Source organism: Kibdelosporangium phytohabitans (genome assembly GCF_001302585.1).
In the GTDB taxonomy this organism is placed as follows: Bacteria; Actinomycetota; Actinomycetes; order Mycobacteriales; family Pseudonocardiaceae; genus Kibdelosporangium; species Kibdelosporangium phytohabitans.
Genome location: NZ_CP012752.1, coordinates 6,729,417 through 6,747,917 on the forward strand (window position 1 = coordinate 6,729,417; position 18,501 = coordinate 6,747,917).

An 18,501-nucleotide genomic window follows, 5' to 3' on the forward strand; every position below is an offset into this window, starting at 1 on the left:
TCCGCCGCGCAACCGGCATGAGTATGAACCAGGATCAGGGATTCACGATCGCGCGCGCAATTGCACGGATCTCGTCGTCGGTCAACGACCGCCCGGATGCGCGCAGCCGCGCGCGACACCTGTCCACAATGGCCGCCAACTGGTCCTGGTCTGCGCTGATGCCGAGGTGCCGCAGTGTCGCCGCGGTCGTCCGCGGGCCGCTCTGCGCGGTCAACGGGATGCGGCGCTGGTTGCCGACCAGTTCCGGTTCGACGCAGTTGTGCAGCAACGGGTCCACTTCGGACTCCAGGGTGACCCAGTCGGCTCCGCCCCAGCAGAAGGCGTCCCGGCCGGTGATCGGCTGGTTCAGCGGCAGCGGTTGGCCGGTCAGCTCGGTGGCGGCACGTGACAGCTCCGTCAACGCCGTGAGTCGTATCCCGGTGTCCACTCCGTACAGCGCCTCGAACGCGGCCGTTGTCGCGGCGAGGTCGGCGTTTCCCGGGCCACCGCAGTAACCGTTCACGGACGACTCCACCACAGCGGCGCCCGCCTGCGCCGCGGCGACGGCACACGCGACCGCGAGCCCGAACGTGTTGTGCGGGTGGATGCTGACGTCCAGTTCTGGTGCGGCTGACTTGACGGCCCGGACCAGTTGGCCGAACGCCTCGGGGCCGACCGCACCGGGCCCGTCGAACAGGGCGATCTCGTCCGCGCCCGCGCCGGCCATCGCAGCCACTGTGTCGGCGAGGGTGTCGGCGGTCAGGTAGGACACCATCGTCAATGCCGCGGTGACCCGGAGGTGGGACGCGTGGCTGACCACGGCGGCTGCCCCTTCGACGACTTCCGCGCGCGAGGCGGGGATCGGCGGGCCGTAGATGCCTGACGCCGGGCCGAAACCAGGCACTGGAACCTGGACACCGTCGAACCCGCTGTCCACGGCGAGGTCCACGGCCGCCGTGGAGGCGACAAACGGGCGTGACACCACGCAGCCCGGCTGTTCCTTCTTGATCACCGCTATGTCGGCCGCTTCGGTGGTCACGATCTCCGGCACGCCGCTGCGCGCCAGCAGCCGCAGGAACGCGGTCCGCGCAGGCGTGCCGTCGGCCGCGATCGCACGCATCGTGGTGTCACGCAGCCGAATCCGGTCGGGCATCGGGACTTCCCGGTTGCCCGGAGCCACGGACCACCGGCCTGGTTCGTACGCGCCTGGCACCCTGGCCAGGCCGATGTCCGCGCGCAACAGCCGGATCTGCGCCTCATCCACGGCTACACCAGTTCGCTGATCGCTTCGGCGAACAACGAGCCATGCCGGTCCACGTCCGGTTCGGCGGTCATCGGCGACATCAGCGCGGCGCCGCTCATCCCGTTGAGCACAATGCCCCGGTTGGCCAAGTACAGCCACAACGCCTCACGCACGGACGCCCCGACACGCGGATACAGCTGGCTCGCGCTGTGCGGCGGTTGCGGCATGAAGGCGTACGAGACGCGCCCGCCGAGCCGGCCGACATGCCACGGCAGGCCGTACTTGGCGATGACCGTCGTTACGTCATTGGCGTAGCGCGTGGCTAGACGGTTCATGTGTGCGTACGTCGCATCGGTCATCACCTCGCTGAGGACCGCGCGCATCGCCCGTACCGCCAACGGGCCGCTGGCCATCGTGCTGCCCAGGCCGCCGTCGCCCGCCTCGGTGTACCGCATGGCAGCGGCGGCCACGGCGTCGGACATGCCGTACACGCCCGCCGGAACGCCACCGGCGATGCACTTGCCCATGGTGATGATGTCCGGCTCCAGGCCGAGGTCACGGGTGCAGCCGCCGGGCCCGGCGGGGATGGTCTGCGTCTCGTCGAGGATCAGCAGCGTGCCGGTACGCCGGGTGAGGTCCCGCAACGCGGCGTGGAACCCGGGCCGCGGGTGGATCACCGCTCCCCCGTTGGTCATCACGGGTTCGGCGAGCACAGCGGCGACATCACCGGATGCGAGCGCCCGGTCGAGCGCGTCGATGTCGTTGAACTCCACACCGACCGAACCGGTCAGGGATTCGTCGACGGACCCGTGGTAGGCGTGGTTGAACACCACGGTCTTCTGCCGTCCGGTGACGGCGCGGGCCAGTGTCAACGCGAACCGGTTGGCGTCGGTCGCGGACACGGCGAACTGCCAGAACGGCAGGCCGAAGCGGCGTTGCAGTTCCTCGGTGACCACCACGTGGTCCTCACTGGACCACAACGTGACACTGCCACGGTCGATCTGCTCACGCACAGCCGAGACCACCGCCGGGTGGTTGTGGCCCCACAACGCCGCTGTACCGGCGAGGCCGAAGTCGGCGTACTCGTGCCCGTCGGTGTCGTACAGGCGTGCGCCGACCGCACGGTCGATGACCAGCGGTACCGGCGGCGGGAACTGGTGGATCCAGTGCTGTGGCGTGCCGTGCAGTTGCGAGCGGCGTGCTCGCTCACGTAACGCGGCGGCCTTGGGCCGGGCCGCAGACCACGCTGCGCGTTCACGGGCGAGCATCGCGTCCAGGCGGGCTCCGTCGATCCCGATCATGTCTCCTCCAGCGGGGTGGGATCGAGGAACCGGCGCAGCACGTTGCCGGTCACGCGTGCCACCGGATTGTCGTAGCCGTCGACGCCGAGCGCGGTGCACCACGCGATCGAGCCGGTGCTGAACACGCCACCGCCGTGGGGGTACTCGAAGAACGCCAGATCGGCCCGGACTCGCGGTTCGACGGTGCCGCCCTGCCGCGAGTCGGACGTGAGCACCTCTTCGATCCCGAGCTGGAAGCAGTCGCTGAAGCCGTCGGCCGTGGCCAGTACGACGGTGTGCGGCGGTGACCCGAGCGCCGGGTCGGTCCGGTCGATCTCCATCCCGGCGGCGGCCCGGCTGACGAGCCCGTCCGCTTCGATCAGGCCGTCCAGTCCGGACAGGGCGAACGCGCCGCGTCCGTCCGCGAGCGGGACCTGGCGGTACGGGCGCCCCTGACCACGCCCGCCCTGGGCGGCGAATCCGACGCCGACGTGCCGTTGCGGCGCACGGCCCCGGTGCCGCCACAACCCGCCTGCTTCGCCGGTGGTGCTCAGGTGGGTCTCGCCCGGCGGCACCTCCCAGCCCCTGGTCCCGGTGTGGCCACGGCGGATCTCGATGACGTGCGGCTGATGCGGCGACACCCCGGTCACCCAGTAGTAGCCGTTGCCGCCCATGTACATCACGCGCCCGCCACCGGCCAGGTACGCCTCGTGCGCGTCGAGCATCGGCGCGGTGTAGTACTCGGGGTGGGAGCCGGTGAGGACAACGGCGTAGTCAGCGAGCGCGTCGGCACCTTCGTTGTGCAGGTCGTCGTCGCAGACGATGTCGTAGGCGATGCCTTCGTGTTCGAGCCAGTCGATCAGGCACAGGTCGGCGCTGAGGTTCCACAGCCCGAACGGTCCCGCGTAGGTCGGCGTGATCGTGGTGAGTGGACGCAGGCGGGACGCGTAGTAGCAGCCGCTGCCGTCGCGATGCAGGTCGTAGAGGCTGCACACCTTGTGCGCGGCGGCCCACTGGTGCTGGGCGGTGGTGGCGTAGTCGAGCCCGTCGGGGCCGGCTTTCTCCAGACTGCCGTGCGAATTGGCGTACGCCAGGTAGGTGAAGGTGGGGATCAGCACCGCCACCCGTGCGACCGGCTTCGGCGGCCGGACGAAGAACGGGATGTCCAGCTTGTGCTGCCCGGACCGCAGGCGGAAGGCGTACACCCCGCTGCGCAGGTCGTGCGGGAGGCGCATCGTGACCTGTGGTTCCCACTGGGCGTCGGTCAGGTCGTCGTCGTGGAAGTGGATCGCGCCGTACTCGTCCGGGGCCAGCCGGAAGTCGACCTCCCGGCCGGTCCAGTTCGCGCCGGGCACGCCACGGGCCGGCGTGTTCACGGCGACGGCGGTGAGCCCGTGCGGGCCGTCATCGGGCACGCCTTGGACACCGTGAGCTGGGCGCCAGCGAGCCAGAAGGTCAGCGGAAGGTGTTGCCGAGCAGATGGCCGGGCGGTCGATCCGGCCGTTGAAACACGCGGCGCCCTGCCAGGCCGCGATCTGCACAGGGATTCCGGTCGCGGCCACGTCGACCGGCCCGTCGTACGACGCCGTGGCGCGCCACGACCCGACCGGCCATTCGGGGACCGGGACCTGAAGCAGGGTCACGCCCTGCGGGCTGAAGGCGGCGGACACGAACGTCCACCGGTCCCGAGGGATCGGGACATCGGTCGTGACCAGTGGTTCGCCGGACGGACCGGCCCACGCCGCGAGCCGGTCGCCACCGGTGAGACCGAGCGCCCACCCGGCCGTCTCACGGCGGGAGACGATGGCGCGTGGCCGGCCTCCCGCGGTCATCGTGGGCATGATCCACGCGGTCACGGTGAAGGCGTCCACGTCGAGCGCGGGATGCGGTGGCGCATGCAGGTACGAGCCGGGCCGCCACGGCTGCACCCGGCCGGGTTGCGGACCGATCGGGAGATCGACGGGTTCCTCGCGGACACCTGGCCCGCGGGGATCGCCGGTGCCGTGCACGAGCCGCAGCAACTCGACCTCGTAGTCACCGGTCGCGCTCACCATCAGCCGGATCTCACTGCCCGCCCGGACACTGAGCGGATCCACGTAACCGAGCAGCGGCGCGTTCATCGGCGGGACACGGCGTCGAGTTCGGAGACCAGCTCGCCGAACGCTTCCAGCTGCGCCACCCGGTCGTACATCGGGTACAGGATCAGCTCGTCCACGCCCGCGTCGAACAGTTCACGCAACCGCAGCACGCAGTGCTCCGGCGGGCCGAAGATCGCGACGCGGTCGGCCATTCCCGCCCCGTCGTACACCGGATTCGCCCCGAAAGCCCGGTCGAACGCGGGAACCAGGTGTTGCCGGGCCTGGCGCACGGTGTCCTCCACGGCGAGGTAGACGCTCTTGGAGACGGTGAAACTCGCGGGATCGCGGCCCAGTTCCGGCATCGCCCGCTGCACGACGGCGAGCTGCCGCAGGAAGTCCTGTGTGGCAACGGGAGCGGCCCCGGTCCAGCCGTCGGCGATCCGCACCGCCCGGCGCAGCGCCGATTCCGCGCGTGCGCCGATGACGATGGGCGGTCCGGGGCGCTGGACCGGCGGCGGTTGCGACTGGATGCCGGTGAACGAGTACAGCTCGCCGTCGTAGTCGCCACCGCTCCACAGCGCCCGCATCACACCGATGCCCTCGACCAGCCGCCGCACCGGCCGGTCGGTCTGGATGCCCAGTGTGGCAAGGGATTCACGGTGGTATTCGTTGCCGACGCCGAGTCCGACCGTGAGCCGCCCGCGGGACAGCTGGTCGATGGTGGCCAGTTCACGGGCCTGCACGGCCGGGTTGCGCCGTCCGGAGTACAGCACGCCGACGCCCAGCCGCAGCCGGTCGGTCACGGCGGCGAGGTGGGACAGCACATGCAGCCCGTCGAGTGAGAAGTTCGCGGTGCTCAGCGTGTCCTGCGTCCAGATCCCGGCGAAGCCGAGCTCCTCGGCGCGCCGGGCGAACGGCACGAGCAGCTCCGGGTCGTTCGGCGCCCCGACCGAGAGCCGGGGCACTCGCGTCACCACCGCGGCACCTAGACGATCTCGCTGCCGAACACGGTCACCGCCGACTCGCGGTCGGCCATCTCGCGGAAACCCTTGACCACGTCGGCCATCTCGGGCGTGGTCAGGCACTTCTCCCACGCTTCCCACGAGTCGACGTCGATGTCCTCGATCACGTCCCACGGGGCCTCGCCGCCGCGGCGGCCCTCGAAGCGGTACACGCGGAACTGGTGCACGCAGGGCTGCTGACGGGTGATCGCCTGGTCCACGCCCTTCGACCACTCGATGTACTGCTCGGCCGTCACACCGGGCTTCAACTTGTACAGGCAGTAGACCTTCTGCACCGTTGCTCTCCGTCCGTCTCCGCCGCCAGGAAAACACCACTGTCCTCTTGGAACGGGTCCGAGTATGCGAGCGCTGTGTTGTTGTTGTCAACAGTCGGCGCCGAGTCGTTTCTCGAACAGCGCCATCAGCCAGCGGCCGTAGCACAGGCGCACGTCGACCTCCCGGAATCCCCGGTCGAGGTAGTAGCGGCGGAGCCGGAGGTTGTGCGACACGCAATCCAGCCGCAGCAGGCGCGCGCCGGCATCGAGTACCCGATCGCCCGCCCAGTCGAGCATTCGCGAACCGAGCCCGGTGTACCGCCGGTCGACCACCAGCCCGTGCACGTACCCGGCGAAGGCGTTGTCGGCCTGCCAGACCTGCTCGTCGGACCACAGCAGCCGCAGCGCGCCGGCCAGCGTGGCGCCGTCCCGCGCGACCTGCCATTCGCCGCCCGCGATCTCCGCACTCACCGCCTCGGCCGTCAACCACCCCGGCTCCCACTGCCTGATGCCCGCCGCGGCCAGCCAGTCCTCCGCGGCCCGGCGGATCCGCAGGATCTCCGGCACATCACCGGCCACCGCCCGTTCGATCACGATCCCCACACGCACCAGGTTATCGCGGAGACAGGTGTTGACAGTCACAACACCGCAGAGCATCCTTCCGGACTACCGTCACAACGAGGTGATCATGTGGACGCAAGTTCCTCCTTAACCCGGCGGCTGTGGCTGTCGCGGCGCATCCTGCTCGGCGTGGTCGTGGTGCTGCTGGTGTCGGTGCTCGTGTTCCTCGCGACGCAGGTGCTGCCCGGCGATCCCGCCCGCGCGGTGCTCGGCCACGACGCGACACCGGAACGCGTCGCCGCGCTGCGCACCGCACTGGGCCTCGACCGGCCGATCGTCGACCAGTACTTCGCGTGGCTGGGTGGTGTGCTCAGCGGCGATCCCGGCCGCTCACTGGTCACCCAGGAACAGGTCAGCACGCTGATCGGCGACCGGGCGGTCAACTCCGCGGTGCTCGTGCTGATCGCGGCGGCCGTCGTGGTGCCGCTGTCGGTCTTCGTCGGCGCGTGGACCGGCCGCCGCCGCGACCGCCCAGCCGACCGCGTGATGCTCGTGGTCACGCTGGGCCTCACCGCACTGCCCGAGTTCATCATCGCGCTGCTGCTCGTGATCCTGTTCTCCACCACGGTCATGCACGTCCTGCCGGGGACCGTGCTGCTCGCCCCGGGCCAGAGCCCGCTGAGCAACGCCGAACAGCTCGTACTGCCGGTGGTCGCGCTGGTGCTCGGCGTGCTGCCGTACCTGGCCCGGCTCGTGCGCGGCTCGGTGATCGACGTGTACGAGTCGGAGTACGTCCGCACCGCGCGGCTCAAAGGCGTCCCGGAACGGGTGGTGCTGCGCCGTCACGTGCTGCGCAACGCGCTCGTCCCGGCGATCCAGGGAACCGCGCTCGCCCTGGCGTACCTGACCGGCGGGATCGTGGTGATCGAGCAGGTCTTCAACTACCCCGGCCTGGGCAGTGCGCTGGTCGACGCGGTGAACAACCGGGACGTGCCCGTGATCCAGCTGATCTGCCTGATCTTCGCCGCCTGCTACGTGGTCTTCAACCTCATCGGGGACGTGCTCACGGTGTACGTCACGCCCCGCCTGCGAACGGCCAGCCGATGAACACGGCACTGCTGCGCCGCAGCCTCCGCGAACCCCGCATGCGCGTGGGACTCGTCCTCACCGGGCTGGTCCTGCTGGTCATCGTCGTCGGCCCGTTCCTCGCGCCACACGCCCACAGCGACATCGTCGGCGCTCCCTACGCGCCACCCACGGCCACCGCGCTGCTGGGTACCGACTACCTCGGCGAGGACGTGCTGTCGCGCGTGCTCGCCGGTGGGCAGAGCATCGTGTGGATCTCGTTCGTCGGCACGCTCGTCGGCGTCACGGCCGGTGCCGCGATCGGCATGACCGCCGCGTACAGCGGTGGTGTCGTGGACGAACTGCTGATGCGTGCCATGGACGTGCTGCGCGCGTTCCCGCCGCTCGTGCTCGTCCTGCTGCTGATGGCCATGGCCGGGGCGGACACCGCGTTGATGCCGTTGATCGTCGCCGTCGCGTGGTTGCCTCAGGTCGCCAGGGTGGCGTACGGCGCCGCTCGTGAGGTGGTGTCACGCGAGTTCGTCGAATCCGCCGAAACCCTGGGCGCGCCCCGGCTGCGGATCGTGCGGCGGGAGGTCCTGCCGAACGTGATGACGCCGCTGATGGTCGAGTTCGGACTGCGGCTGACCTGGTCCATCGGCATCGTGACCGCGATGAGCTTCCTCGGCGTCGGCCTGCAGCCACCCGCGGCGGACTGGGGACTGATGATCAAGGAGAACTACCAGGGCCTCGCACTGCAACCGTGGGGCGTGGTGGTGCCCGTGCTGTGTGTCGCGGTGTTCACGTTCGGCACCAACCTGATCACCGAGGGATTCGCGCGCACGGTCGCCCGGGTCTCCCCGCAGGGAGGACAGTCATGACGGCGGTGACGGTCAGCGGACTGCGCATCGACCTCGACGGGTACGGCGTGGACGTGGTCGACTGCGTCGACTTCGCCATCAGCGCGGGCGAAGTGCTCGGCCTGGTCGGCGAGTCCGGCTCGGGCAAGACGACAGTCGGGCTGGCGCTGCTCGGTGACGCCCGGCGCGGCGCGCGGATCGTCGGCGGTCGCGTGCTGATCGACGGGCAGGACGTCGTCGGCCTTGGCCAGGACGAGCTGACCTCGTTGCGCGGCAGCACGGTCGCCTACGTGCCGCAGGACCCGTCGATGGCACTGAATCCCGCGCTGCGGCTGGGTGCGCAACTGGCCGAGCTGTTCGAGTTCCACCAGCCGGACGTGTCCGCGCCGGACCGCGACGAACGGATCAGGACCACTCTGCGCGAGGTCGGGCTGGATTCCGATGACGCGTTCCTCGACCGCTACCCCCACCAGCTGTCCGGGGGCCAGCAGCAGCGGATCACGTTGGCGTTGGCGTTCGTACTGCGGCCGCGCGTGATCGTGCTCGACGAACCGACCACCGGACTCGACGTCACCACCCAGGCACTGGTGCTGCGCACGATCCGTGAGCTCTGCGCGGCACACCAGGTCGCCGCCCTGTACGTCACGCACGACATGGCGGTCGTGGCTGATCTGGCCGACCGGATCCTGGTCATGTACGCGGGCCGGGTCGTCGAATCCGGGGCGAGCAAGCAGATCTTCGACAAGCCCGTGCACCCGTACACCCGCGCGTTGCTGGCCGCCGTGCCCGTGGTGTCCCAGCGGCGTGAACTGCTCGCCATCCCCGGTGACACGCCGTCGCCCGGTCGCCGCCCGACCGGCTGCGCGTTCCACCCCCGCTGCGTCGAGGCCGTGCCGGAATGCGCGACGGCCGCGTTGGAGCCGATCGAGGTCGGTGACGGGCACGCCGTGCGCTGCATCCGTGCCGAGCACCTCGCGGCCGGTCCCGCCCGTACCGCCCCCCGCGCGGCCGTGGCACGCGAACCGGTCGACGACAACGCGCTCCTGCGTGTGTCGCATTTGGATGCTCACCACGGCAGGCGGCAGATCCTGCACGACGTGTCGCTGGAACTGGCCGGCAAGGAGTGCCTCGCGCTGGTCGGCGAGTCCGGCTGCGGCAAGACCACGCTGGCGCGCAGCATCATCGGCCTGCACCACCGCCACAGCGGCGGCATCTCCTTGCGCGGCACCGAGCTGGCGACCAGGGCCAGGGACCGGCCACTGGAGACGCGGCGCGCGGTCCAGTACATCTTCCAGAGCCCGTACAACTCGCTCAACCCGCGTCGCACGATCGGCGAGACGCTGCGCGAACCGTTGAAGGTGCTGTTCTCCATGCCCACGGCCAAGGCGACCGCGACGATCGCCGAAACACTGGAGCGCGTGTCGCTCGCGCCGAGCATGGCCTCGTCGTATCCCAACCAGCTGTCCGGCGGCGAACGGCAGCGTGTCGCGATCGCACGGGCGCTGGTGTGCCGTCCCGAGGTCCTGATCTGCGACGAGATCACGTCCGCGCTGGACGTGTCGGTGCAGGCGTCGATCGTCCGGCTGCTGCGCGAACTGCAAGACGAAGAAGGCCTGGCGTTGCTGTTCGTCACGCACAACCTGGCACTCGTGCGCACTGTCGCCGACCGTGTCATCGCCATGCGTGCGGGACGGCTCGTCGAAGCCGGGCGGGTCGACGACGTCCTCGACCACCCCGGCGATCCGTTCACCAGGAAGCTCATCGCGGCCACCCCGGAGTTCCCGGCCGCACCGACCACAGTCCCGTCGGGAGAGGACCGTCCATGACAACGCGACCGGAGCCGGGTTTGACCCGGCGTGGATTCCTCGGTTCGGCCGCCGCGATCGGCCTGCTCACGGCCTGCGGCGGCGGAGCGACACAGGCAGGCGGCGCACCACGGCGAGGCGGCACGCTGACCGTCGCGACCGGCGGCGCCAAGGGATCCGACACCCTGGACCCGATGCTGCTCAACAGCGTGCCGGTCAGCTTCATGGCCCGCACGCTCTACGACCAGCTCGCCGACTACAGCAACGAGATGCAGTACCAGCTGCGGATGGCCGAGTCGATCGAGTCCAACGCGGCCGGTGACGAGTGGACGATCCGCGTCCGGCAGGGCATCGAGTTCCACAACGGCAAGACACTCGACGCCGACGACGTGCTGTTCACCTTCCAGCGCACCTTCTCCCTGCCGGGAGCGGTGACCGTCGGGAAGTTCAAGGCGTTCGTCGACCTCAACGCCATCACCAGACTGGACCAGCGCACACTGCGGATGAGACTGCTGCGCCCGGCCGCGACCTTCCAGACCGCGCTGGCGAGCCCGTTCAAGATCGTCCCGGTCGGGTTCGACCCGCGCAACCCGGTCGGCACGGGGCCGTTCAAGTACAAGAGCTTCACGCCGAACCGGCAGTGGGTGTGCGAACGCTTCGGCAACTACTGGGACGCCACCGGCGAGTCGCAGCCGAGCGACACACCCGCACCGGCGGACCTCGGGCCCAAGCCGTACCTCGACCAGCTGGTCGTGAACGTGATCAACGACGACTCGGCCAGGATCAACGCACTGGTGACCGGCCAGGTCGACGCGATCAACCAGCTGCCGTACGCGCAGATCCCGACGATCGAGCAGAAACCCGGCCTGAAGCTGATGGAATCCAAGACCGGGGCGTGGACCGGGATCTACATGAACATGCGCCAGGCGCCGTTCAACGACGTGCGCGTACGGCAGGCGCTGCGGCTGGCCGTCGACCGCGACCAGGCCCTCACCGCGTGCCTGTCCGGCCGTGGCGTGGTGGCCCACGACCTGCCCGAACCGTTCGCGCCCGGCTACCCCACCGCGTTGCAGCGCAAGCGGGACATCGCGCGAGCCCGGGCGTTGCTCAAGGAAGCCGGGCAGGAAGGCGTCACGGTGGAACTGGTCACCGGCCCGGTGTCCACCGAGGCGGTGGCCATGTGCACGGTGCTGGCGAAGAACGCGGCCGAGATCGGGATGACGATCAACGTCAAGCAGGTGGACACGGCGACGCTGTTCGGCCCGAACTTCCACAACTGGCCGTTCTCCGTGGACAAGTGGCCGCCGCAGGGCAACTACCTGACCCTGTCGGCGCTGACCGACCTCAGCGACACGACGACGCTGACGCACATGGGCGAACCGGACCTCAGCGCGCTGCGGTCGCTCTACGAGCAGGCCCAGGCCACCACCGACCAGGCCAAGCAGGCCGAGCTGACGCAGCGGATGTACCAGATCCAGTTCGACCGCGGCGGCTGGATCATCCCGTTCTTCGCCAACGTGGAGAACGCGCACAGCACGCGGTCGGCCGGCTGGCCGAAGTCCGACTTCGCCGGCCGCACGTTCGGCAACGCCCGCTTCGAGCAGGTCTACCTGACCGGCTGAAGCGCCCAGCGCACGTACCGGATCCGGGGGGGTGAACCAGGCTCGCTCGAACAGGCCGGACCCGTCAGCCGGGTCCGCGTTCGAACTGGCGCGGTCGTAGCCTGATCGGCGGCGGCGCGCAACGCGTGCCCGATCAACGCGCTCGCGACACCCCGCTTGCGGTAGTCCCGGCGCGTCCCGATGAGCACGAAGTGCGCGTCGCGGACCAGCTTCAGCACCGGGTGGTGCACCTCGTGCAGCGCCTTCGCCGCCTTGACCCCGGCCTGCACGAGGACGGTGCCGACACCCCGGCGCCGGTGGCCGGTAGGGTGGCCCGGTGCCGCTGGCGGCCAGCCTGGCGGAGATCGAGGGGTTCGGGGCCGCCGCCGAGCAGGCCGGCGCCTGGAGTGCGTCCGCGTGCCGACTGACGGATGTGATGCCGCCCAGACCTACGAAGCGGTCGTGGAAGCTAGTCGGCGGGACCGCGTAGCGTGAAGATCACCCGCAGGACGTGCTCGACGGCGGCGGGGAACACCGCGCCGCGCAACTCGTCCCGGGTACCCAGGTTGAGGGCGGCCAGCTCCAGCATCCGGTCGGGTCCCATCCGGCGTACGACGAGACTCGCGATTTCCTCCAGGTCCAGGTCGGGGTGGTCCAGACGGATGAGGGCGAACTCGACAACGAGTTCCTCATCCGTCATGGACCCTCCTTCCCTGTGCCACTGAGCATAGTTCACGTGTCTAACGAGGCAGTTTGACCGACATCACGTGGTGGAAGACGTCCCGCGGGTCCCAGCGGGCCTTGACTTGCTGAAGCCTGCGGTAGTTGTCCTTGTAGTACAACGCGTGCCACGCAACGCCTGACGTGTTCCACTTCGGATCCAAGGTGTCGCTGTCCGGGTAGTTGATGTACGAGCCGTCGTTCACGCCGTTGGGCACGGGCACGCCGCCGGTTTCCTTGTACATCGCGCTGTACCAGCGGCGGATCCAGTCGAGGTTCGCGTTCTCGGCCTTCGGGTCCGTCCAGGAAACCGTGTAGATCACCTTCATGATGCTGTCCCGTTGGGGCAGCACGGTCGCGTCCGGTGACACCGTGTTCACCTTGCCGCCGTACGACAGCAGCCACAGCAACGCGGATTCGTTGTCATGGTCCGTGCTGGTCAGGTATTCGTACGCCGTCGCGATCTGCGCGTCGGTGAAACGCTTCCGCAGGTACGCTGCTTTTCCCTTGTACATCCCGGATTCGTCGGTCTGGCTGAGCGAACCGAGCTTCACCGCGGCCAGCCACGGCCTGCGCGTGAGCGGCAGGATCTCCTTGGTGCCCGCGACTCCCTTGGTGACATCCGCGATGTACGCCCGCAGCAGCCCTTCCGCGTCGGGCACGGTCGCGTCCATCGAGACAACCATGCCGAATCCGCCGGGCTCGTCGCCTTTCATCCGCCGCGTGATCAGCAGCGGGCTGAACAGGCTCGCGTACCGGGACCCGGGCGCGCTGTTGCGCTCGTGCCATTCGCCGTAGTTGCGCAGCAGGGCGAAGAACGACTCCTTCGTCACGTCGCGCCAGTCCCAGCCGACCCCGGCGCTGAGCGTGGCCGCGGGCGGTTTCGGCAACAACTGCGCGGGGTCGCTGCCGGTGGCCCCGGGCGTGCGCATCCAGTACCGGGTGACGATGCCGAAGCTCCCTCCCCCGGCTCCGGTGTGCGCCCACCACAGGTCGCGGTTCGGGTCGCCGGGTTCGCGGGTCGCGACCACCGCCCGTGCCCGCCCGCCGCGGTCCACCACGACGATCTCCACGGCGTACAGGTAGTCCACGACCGAGCCCAACTGCCGCGACAGCGGACCGTAGCCACCGCCCTGGATGTGCCCGCCCGCGGCGACGCCGCCGCACTGGCCACCGGGGATCGTCACGCCCCAGCCCAGGTAGAGCCGCTGGTACACCTCCCACAGGCTCGCGCCCGGCTCGATCACGAACGCGCCGCGGCGCTCGTCGAACGCGACCTGCCGCATCGCGGACATGTCGATGATCACCTCGGCCATGTCGCCGACGAAGTTCTCGTAGCAGTGCCCGCCGCTGCGGACCGTGATCCGCTTGCCCGCCCGCACAGCGTCGTTCACCGCCCGCACGACCTGCTCGGTCGAGGTGGGCAGGCGGAAGTACTCGGGACGCGGGAAGAACCGCTCGTTCGTGCGGCGCAGGACGAGGTCCTCGTAACGGGCGTCGCCGACCGGGACGACCGGCGACTCCCGCACCGCCTCCGCCTCCGTCGCCGCCGCCTCACCGCCGATCAGCGCCGTGCCTCCCAGAGCGGCTGTACCGGCGAGGAATCCCCGCCGAGTTGGACCAGACATCTTTTCCCCCAACACTTGTCGGTGACGTGTCGGCAAGGACGCTAGTAACGCCGTACTGGCCACGACATCCGTCTGGGCCCAGTCACAGGGTGGGGTTAACCCCACACTTTTCGCTGGTTTGGAATTTCCGCCGTCGCGGGAACCCTCCGTTGTCGCGGACGGTGTGGACATACAGCTAGGGGGACGAGTGGCCAAGGACAGCGCGATCCCACCCGATCTGGCGGCGGCTGTCGCGCTCGGCGGGAAGACGGGTGAGCAGTTCGCTGCCTACGACTGGGCCTCGCACCCGCTCGGTCCGGTCGACAGCTGGCCCGCCGAGACGCGGTCGCTGGTGGCGGTGGCGCTGACCTCGCGGTTCCCGATCGTGCTGTGGCTCGGCGCGGAGGATCTCTACTTGGTCTACAACGACGCCTACCTGCCTGTGCTGGGCGAGAAGCACCCGGCCGCGCTGGGCATGCCCGGCCAGGAGGTGTGGTGGGACATCTGGGACTCCATCGGCCCGATGCTCGGCGGAGTCGTCGCGTCCGGCCAGTCGACCTGGTCGGACGACCTGCTGCTCCCCGTCGTCACGGCCGGGCAGCCGCGCGAACGGTACTTCACGTTCAGCTACAGCCCCATCATCACGAGCTCCGGCGCGGTGGACGGCGTGTTCTGCGCCGTCACCGAAACCACCGAGCGGGTGCTCGGGCAGCGGCGGTTGTCGATCCTCAACGACTTCGGCGCGGCCCTGATGGAGACGCGGACGGTCGACGACGCCGTGCACGCCGCCATCGGAGCGTGCGCGACGCAGGACCGTGACTTGCCGCTGGTCGCCGTGTACGTGGAAGACCCGGACTCGAAGACCGCGCGACTGCGTGCCAGCACACCGCTGGTGAACGGCCTGATGCCGTCCTCGCTGGAGGCCCTCGCCCCCGCCTCGGCGACCGGGTCCGCCGTGAACGTGGTGGCGGACCTCCAGGAGCTGGTGCCGTCGCTGCCGACGGTGTTCCCGGCCGGCTGTCCCGAGCAGGCGCTGATCCTGCCGATCAACGAGGCCACCGAGGCGATGGCCCGCGGCGCGCTGGTCGTCGGCGTCAACCCGCGCCAGCCGCTGGACAACCAGTACCGCGGGTTCTGCCGGTTACTGGCCGACCAGCTGTCGGCGGCGTTCGCCACGGCCGGCTCGTACCAGCGCGAACGCGAGCGGGCCGATTTCCTCGCCGAGCTCGACCGGGCGAAGACGACGTTCCTGACCAACGTCAGCCACGAGTTCCGGACACCGATGACGTTGCTGCTCGGACCACTCGACGACGCCATCGCCGACAGCCACGACAACCCGGTGCAAACCGAGCGCCTGGACACCGCCCGCCGCAACGCGCAGCGGCTGCTGCGGCTGGTCAATTCCCTGTTGGACTTCTCCCGCGCCGAAGCGGGGCGGTCGACCGCCGCGACCGTCCTGGTCGACGTCGGCACGCTCACCGCGCAGATCACGTCCTCGTTCGCCGAACTGTGCCAGCGCGCCGGGATCGAGCTGATCGTGGCGTGCGATCCCGTCGTCGCGGCCGTCGACCTCGGCATGTGGGAGACGATCGTGCTGAACCTGCTGTCCAACGCGGTCAAGTTCACGTTCACCGGGTCGATCACCGTCGCCGTCGCCAAAACCGGTGCCGACACGGTCTCGGTCACGGTCGGCGACACCGGCAGCGGGATCGCCGCGGCCGACCTGGGCCGGTTGTTCGACCGGTTCTACCGCGCGGGCAACACCCGGGGCCGCAGCGTCGAAGGCAGCGGCATCGGGCTGTCGCTCGTGCGTGAACTCGTCGAGCTGCACGACGGCACCATCGAAGTCGACAGTGAGCTCGACGTGGGCACGACCGTGACCATCCGGCTGCCGGTGACCGCCGCGCAGGAACAGGACGTGATCGTGACACCCCGTCCGAGCGACAACAACCCGTTCGTCGCCGAGGCGATGCAATGGCTCGGCACCGACCTGTCCACCTCGCTGGCACCGCACCAGCGCACTGCCGGCGAGCGCCGCCCGCTGGTCCTCATCGCCGACGACAACGCCGACATGCGGCGGCACATCGACCGGATCCTGTCGGCGCGGTGGGACACCGTGGTGTTCGGCGACGGCGCGACCGCGTTGCACGGTGCCCGGCGGCACCGCCCGGACGTGATCGTGACCGACGTGATGATGCCCGCGCTGGACGGGTTCGGGCTGGTGTCCGCGATCCGCGCCGACCCAGCCACCGCCGCGATCCCCGTGCTGATGCTGTCCGCCCGCGCGGGCCAGGAAGCCACGGGTGAGGGTTTCTCCAGCGGCGCCGACGACTACCTCGCCAAACCGTTCAGCTCGCACGAGCTGGTGAACCGGGTCGCCGCGCGGATCAGCGGCGCCGAACGCGAACGCGCGGAGCGGGAACGAAACCAGGTGCACACCAACCGGGCCCGGTTCACCGCGCGGCTCGGCACCGCCGAGTCCATTGAGGACATCCTCACGGCGTTCATCAGGTCGCCCGGTACCTCGCTGGGCGCCGACACGGTCGCCATCGCCACGACCGACATCGGCTCCGAGCAGATCCGCATCCACTACGCCGGTACGTTGCCGACCGAACTGCGGGACCGCTATCACACGGTCGCCGCCGACGCGCCGCTTCCGTGGACCGACGTGATCGGCACCGGGCAGTCGCTCATCATCGCCGACACAGCGGACGCCGACCCGCGTTACGAAGCCATTGTGCGCGACTGGGCCGGCAGCGTCGGCGCCGCGGCCATCTACCCGTTGAAGGACTCCACCGGAACCGTCCACGGTTCCCTCGCGTTGCTGTGGTCGGCGCCGCGTGTGTTCGAGCCCATCCACCTGAACATCCTCGCCACGCTGTCCGCGCGCACATACCAGGCTCTGGATCGCGTGCGCGCCATGCAACGTGAGCACCAGATCGCCACCGACTTCCAGGACCACCTGCTCGACCTGGACCGGCGGTCCACCACGACGGTCGTGGCCGCCCACTACGAGCCCACCGCGGAGGCCATGCGGGTCGGCGGTGACTGGTACCTGGTCGCCCCGCTGGACGATCCGGGACGCGTCGGCGTGTCCGTCGGCGACGTCGTCGGACACGGGCTGCCTGCCGCGACCGTGATGAGCAAGCTGCGCAGCGCGCTCACCGCGGCGGCGCTGACCGTGGCCGAGCCGCACGCCGTGCTGGAACTTGTCCAGCGGTACGCGATGGCCGTGCCTGGCGCGACGTGTTCCACGGTCGCCTACGCCGTCGTCGACACGAACAACCACACCATCAGCTACGCCTGCGCGGGCCATCCATATCCGTTGGTGGTGACGCCCACGGGCGCGACGCGATATCTCGAACAAGGCCGGCGCCCGCCGTTGGCCGCGGTCAACTTCACCAACGCCACTCCCGCGGAGCTCGCCGACTTCCCGCCGGGTTCCCTGCTGATCCTCTACACCGACGGGCTCATCGAACGGCACGGCGAGTCACTCGACGAGGGCTTCGACCGGCTGGCCGCCGCCGCGAGCCGCTGCCGGAACCTCGCGTCCGGCCTGGTCTGCGCCGAACTGCTCAAGGAACTCGTCCCGCCAGGTGGCTTCAGCGACGACGTGGCCATCCTCGCGCTGCGGCCCGCCGGCGTCACCAGCGACAGTTTCGTGAGCGCCATCCCCGCGTCCGGGGCGAGCACGCCGTCGCTGCGGCACCGTTTCCGGGCGTGGCTGGCCGACCTCGGCCTGCCGGACATGCTCGTGCACGACATCCTGCTCGCTGTCGGCGAGGCGGTCAGCAACGCCATCGAGCACGGCAGCGGATCGGACGCGCACAAGAACATCTTCGTCGAGGCGTTTGCCGACGAACACACGATCTCGACCACGGTGTCCGACACCGGACGCTGGTCCAGCGACTCCTCGGCCAGCCACCGCGAGGCGCAGCGCGGCCGTGGACTCACCCTGATCAACGGCCTCAGCGACCGTGTCGCCACAGTCCGGACGAGCAGGGGCACGCACGTGACGATGCACCACAGCCGTCTCGCAGCGCCAGAACCGATGCCGATCACGGGAGCAGCTCGGTGACCGCGACCTCCTACAGCACGCGTTTGACCCACACCGGTACGGAGGGCGACGACCTCGTCACCACCGTCACCGTCACGGGCGAGATCGACGTGACCAACGCCGAGGACCTCGCGAGGACTCTCGCTGGGATCACCAGCGAGCATCCGCTGGTGCTCGACCTGAGCGAACTGTGCTACTTCGACAGTGCGGGGTTCGCGGTGCTCGACCGTGTCCTGTCCGAGGGTCCCGTGATCGTCGTGCTGACGCCCGGCAGCAAACTCCGCAAGGCAGCCACGCTCATGGGGCTGCCCTACCACGACGACGCAGGCACGGCCCAGGCCGAGGCGCGCGGGCAGGCTCTGCCATGAT

General features: G+C 69.8%; 15 protein-coding genes. 6 read left to right on the top strand and 9 right to left on the bottom strand.

Annotated elements, in window-relative coordinates; all coding sequences use genetic code 11:
- Positions 1-34 precede the first annotated feature (34 nt).
- The 6 genes from AOZ06_RS30345 to AOZ06_RS30370 all read right to left on the bottom strand — a co-directional run bounded on the left by AOZ06_RS30345 (position 35) and on the right by AOZ06_RS30370 (position 6,459).
- Entirely contained in the window at positions 35-1,243 is a 1,209-nt protein-coding gene (locus tag AOZ06_RS30345) for a hypothetical protein (RefSeq protein WP_054292528.1), read from the bottom strand.
- A 2-nt stretch (positions 1,244-1,245) separates the two neighbouring features.
- On the bottom strand, positions 1,246-2,523 hold the full coding sequence (locus AOZ06_RS30350; RefSeq protein ID WP_054292529.1) for an aminotransferase class III-fold pyridoxal phosphate-dependent enzyme: 1,278 nt from the start codon (positions 2,521-2,523) through the stop codon (positions 1,246-1,248).
- Positions 2,520-4,622, bottom strand: a complete 2,103-nt coding sequence (locus AOZ06_RS30355) for a N,N-dimethylformamidase beta subunit family domain-containing protein (protein WP_054292530.1) — start codon at positions 4,620-4,622, stop codon at positions 2,520-2,522. Before AOZ06_RS30355 ends, AOZ06_RS30350 begins: the two co-directional genes overlap by 4 nt.
- The gene (locus AOZ06_RS30360) at positions 4,619-5,554 is read right to left on the bottom strand and encodes an LLM class flavin-dependent oxidoreductase (RefSeq protein WP_169799004.1); all 936 of its coding nucleotides are present in this window, start codon (positions 5,552-5,554) and stop codon (positions 4,619-4,621) included. Before AOZ06_RS30360 ends, AOZ06_RS30355 begins: the two co-directional genes overlap by 4 nt.
- A gap of 11 nt (positions 5,555-5,565) precedes the next feature.
- The gene (locus AOZ06_RS30365; RefSeq protein ID WP_054292532.1) at positions 5,566-5,877 is read right to left on the bottom strand and encodes a hypothetical protein; all 312 of its coding nucleotides are present in this window, start codon (positions 5,875-5,877) and stop codon (positions 5,566-5,568) included.
- 87 nt (positions 5,878-5,964) lie between these two features.
- Positions 5,965-6,459 carry a GNAT family N-acetyltransferase gene (locus AOZ06_RS30370; protein ID WP_054297026.1) on the bottom strand — a complete coding sequence of 165 codons (495 nt, stop codon included), beginning with the start codon at positions 6,457-6,459 and terminating at the stop codon, positions 5,965-5,967.
- A gap of 87 nt (positions 6,460-6,546) precedes the next feature.
- On the opposite strand from AOZ06_RS30370, the gene AOZ06_RS30375 reads away from it, so the two are divergent.
- The 4 genes from AOZ06_RS30375 to AOZ06_RS30390 are packed head-to-tail and all read left to right on the top strand — an operon-like array spanning position 6,547 to position 11,769.
- Positions 6,547-7,524: an ABC transporter permease gene (locus tag AOZ06_RS30375; protein WP_054292533.1), complete on the top strand. Its 978-nt coding sequence runs from the start codon at positions 6,547-6,549 to the stop codon at positions 7,522-7,524.
- Positions 7,521-8,363: an ABC transporter permease gene (locus AOZ06_RS30380; RefSeq protein ID WP_054292534.1), complete on the top strand. Its 843-nt coding sequence runs from the start codon at positions 7,521-7,523 to the stop codon at positions 8,361-8,363. The genes AOZ06_RS30375 and AOZ06_RS30380 overlap by 4 nt, the downstream gene beginning before the upstream one ends.
- Positions 8,360-10,168 (top strand): ABC transporter ATP-binding protein, encoded by a 1,809-nt coding sequence (locus tag AOZ06_RS30385; protein ID WP_054292535.1) that lies wholly within the window; start codon positions 8,360-8,362, stop codon positions 10,166-10,168. The genes AOZ06_RS30380 and AOZ06_RS30385 overlap by 4 nt, the downstream gene beginning before the upstream one ends.
- Positions 10,165-11,769, top strand: a complete 1,605-nt coding sequence (locus AOZ06_RS30390; RefSeq protein ID WP_054292536.1) for an ABC transporter substrate-binding protein — start codon at positions 10,165-10,167, stop codon at positions 11,767-11,769. Before AOZ06_RS30385 ends, AOZ06_RS30390 begins: the two co-directional genes overlap by 4 nt.
- Here the strand turns inward: AOZ06_RS30390 and AOZ06_RS30395 are convergent.
- The 3 genes from AOZ06_RS30395 to AOZ06_RS30405 all read right to left on the bottom strand — a co-directional run bounded on the left by AOZ06_RS30395 (position 11,754) and on the right by AOZ06_RS30405 (position 14,096).
- Entirely contained in the window at positions 11,754-12,038 is a 285-nt protein-coding gene (locus tag AOZ06_RS30395; RefSeq protein WP_054292537.1) for an N-acetyltransferase, read from the bottom strand. The genes AOZ06_RS30390 and AOZ06_RS30395 overlap by 16 nt on opposite strands.
- A 179-nt stretch (positions 12,039-12,217) precedes the next feature.
- On the bottom strand, positions 12,218-12,448 hold the full coding sequence (locus AOZ06_RS30400) for a hypothetical protein (protein ID WP_054292538.1): 231 nt from the start codon (positions 12,446-12,448) through the stop codon (positions 12,218-12,220).
- Between the two features lie 40 nt (positions 12,449-12,488).
- Positions 12,489-14,096, bottom strand: coding sequence for an FAD-binding oxidoreductase (locus AOZ06_RS30405; protein ID WP_054292539.1), 1,608 nt, complete (start codon positions 14,094-14,096; stop codon positions 12,489-12,491).
- Between the two features lie 187 nt (positions 14,097-14,283).
- On the opposite strand from AOZ06_RS30405, the gene AOZ06_RS30410 reads away from it, so the two are divergent.
- Positions 14,284-18,153: a SpoIIE family protein phosphatase gene (locus tag AOZ06_RS30410; RefSeq protein WP_218921799.1), complete on the top strand. Its 3,870-nt coding sequence runs from the start codon at positions 14,284-14,286 to the stop codon at positions 18,151-18,153.
- Positions 18,150-18,500, top strand: coding sequence for an STAS domain-containing protein (locus AOZ06_RS30415; protein ID WP_054292541.1), 351 nt, complete (start codon positions 18,150-18,152; stop codon positions 18,498-18,500). Before AOZ06_RS30410 ends, AOZ06_RS30415 begins: the two co-directional genes overlap by 4 nt.
- The last annotated feature ends 1 nt before the right edge of the window (position 18,501 follow it).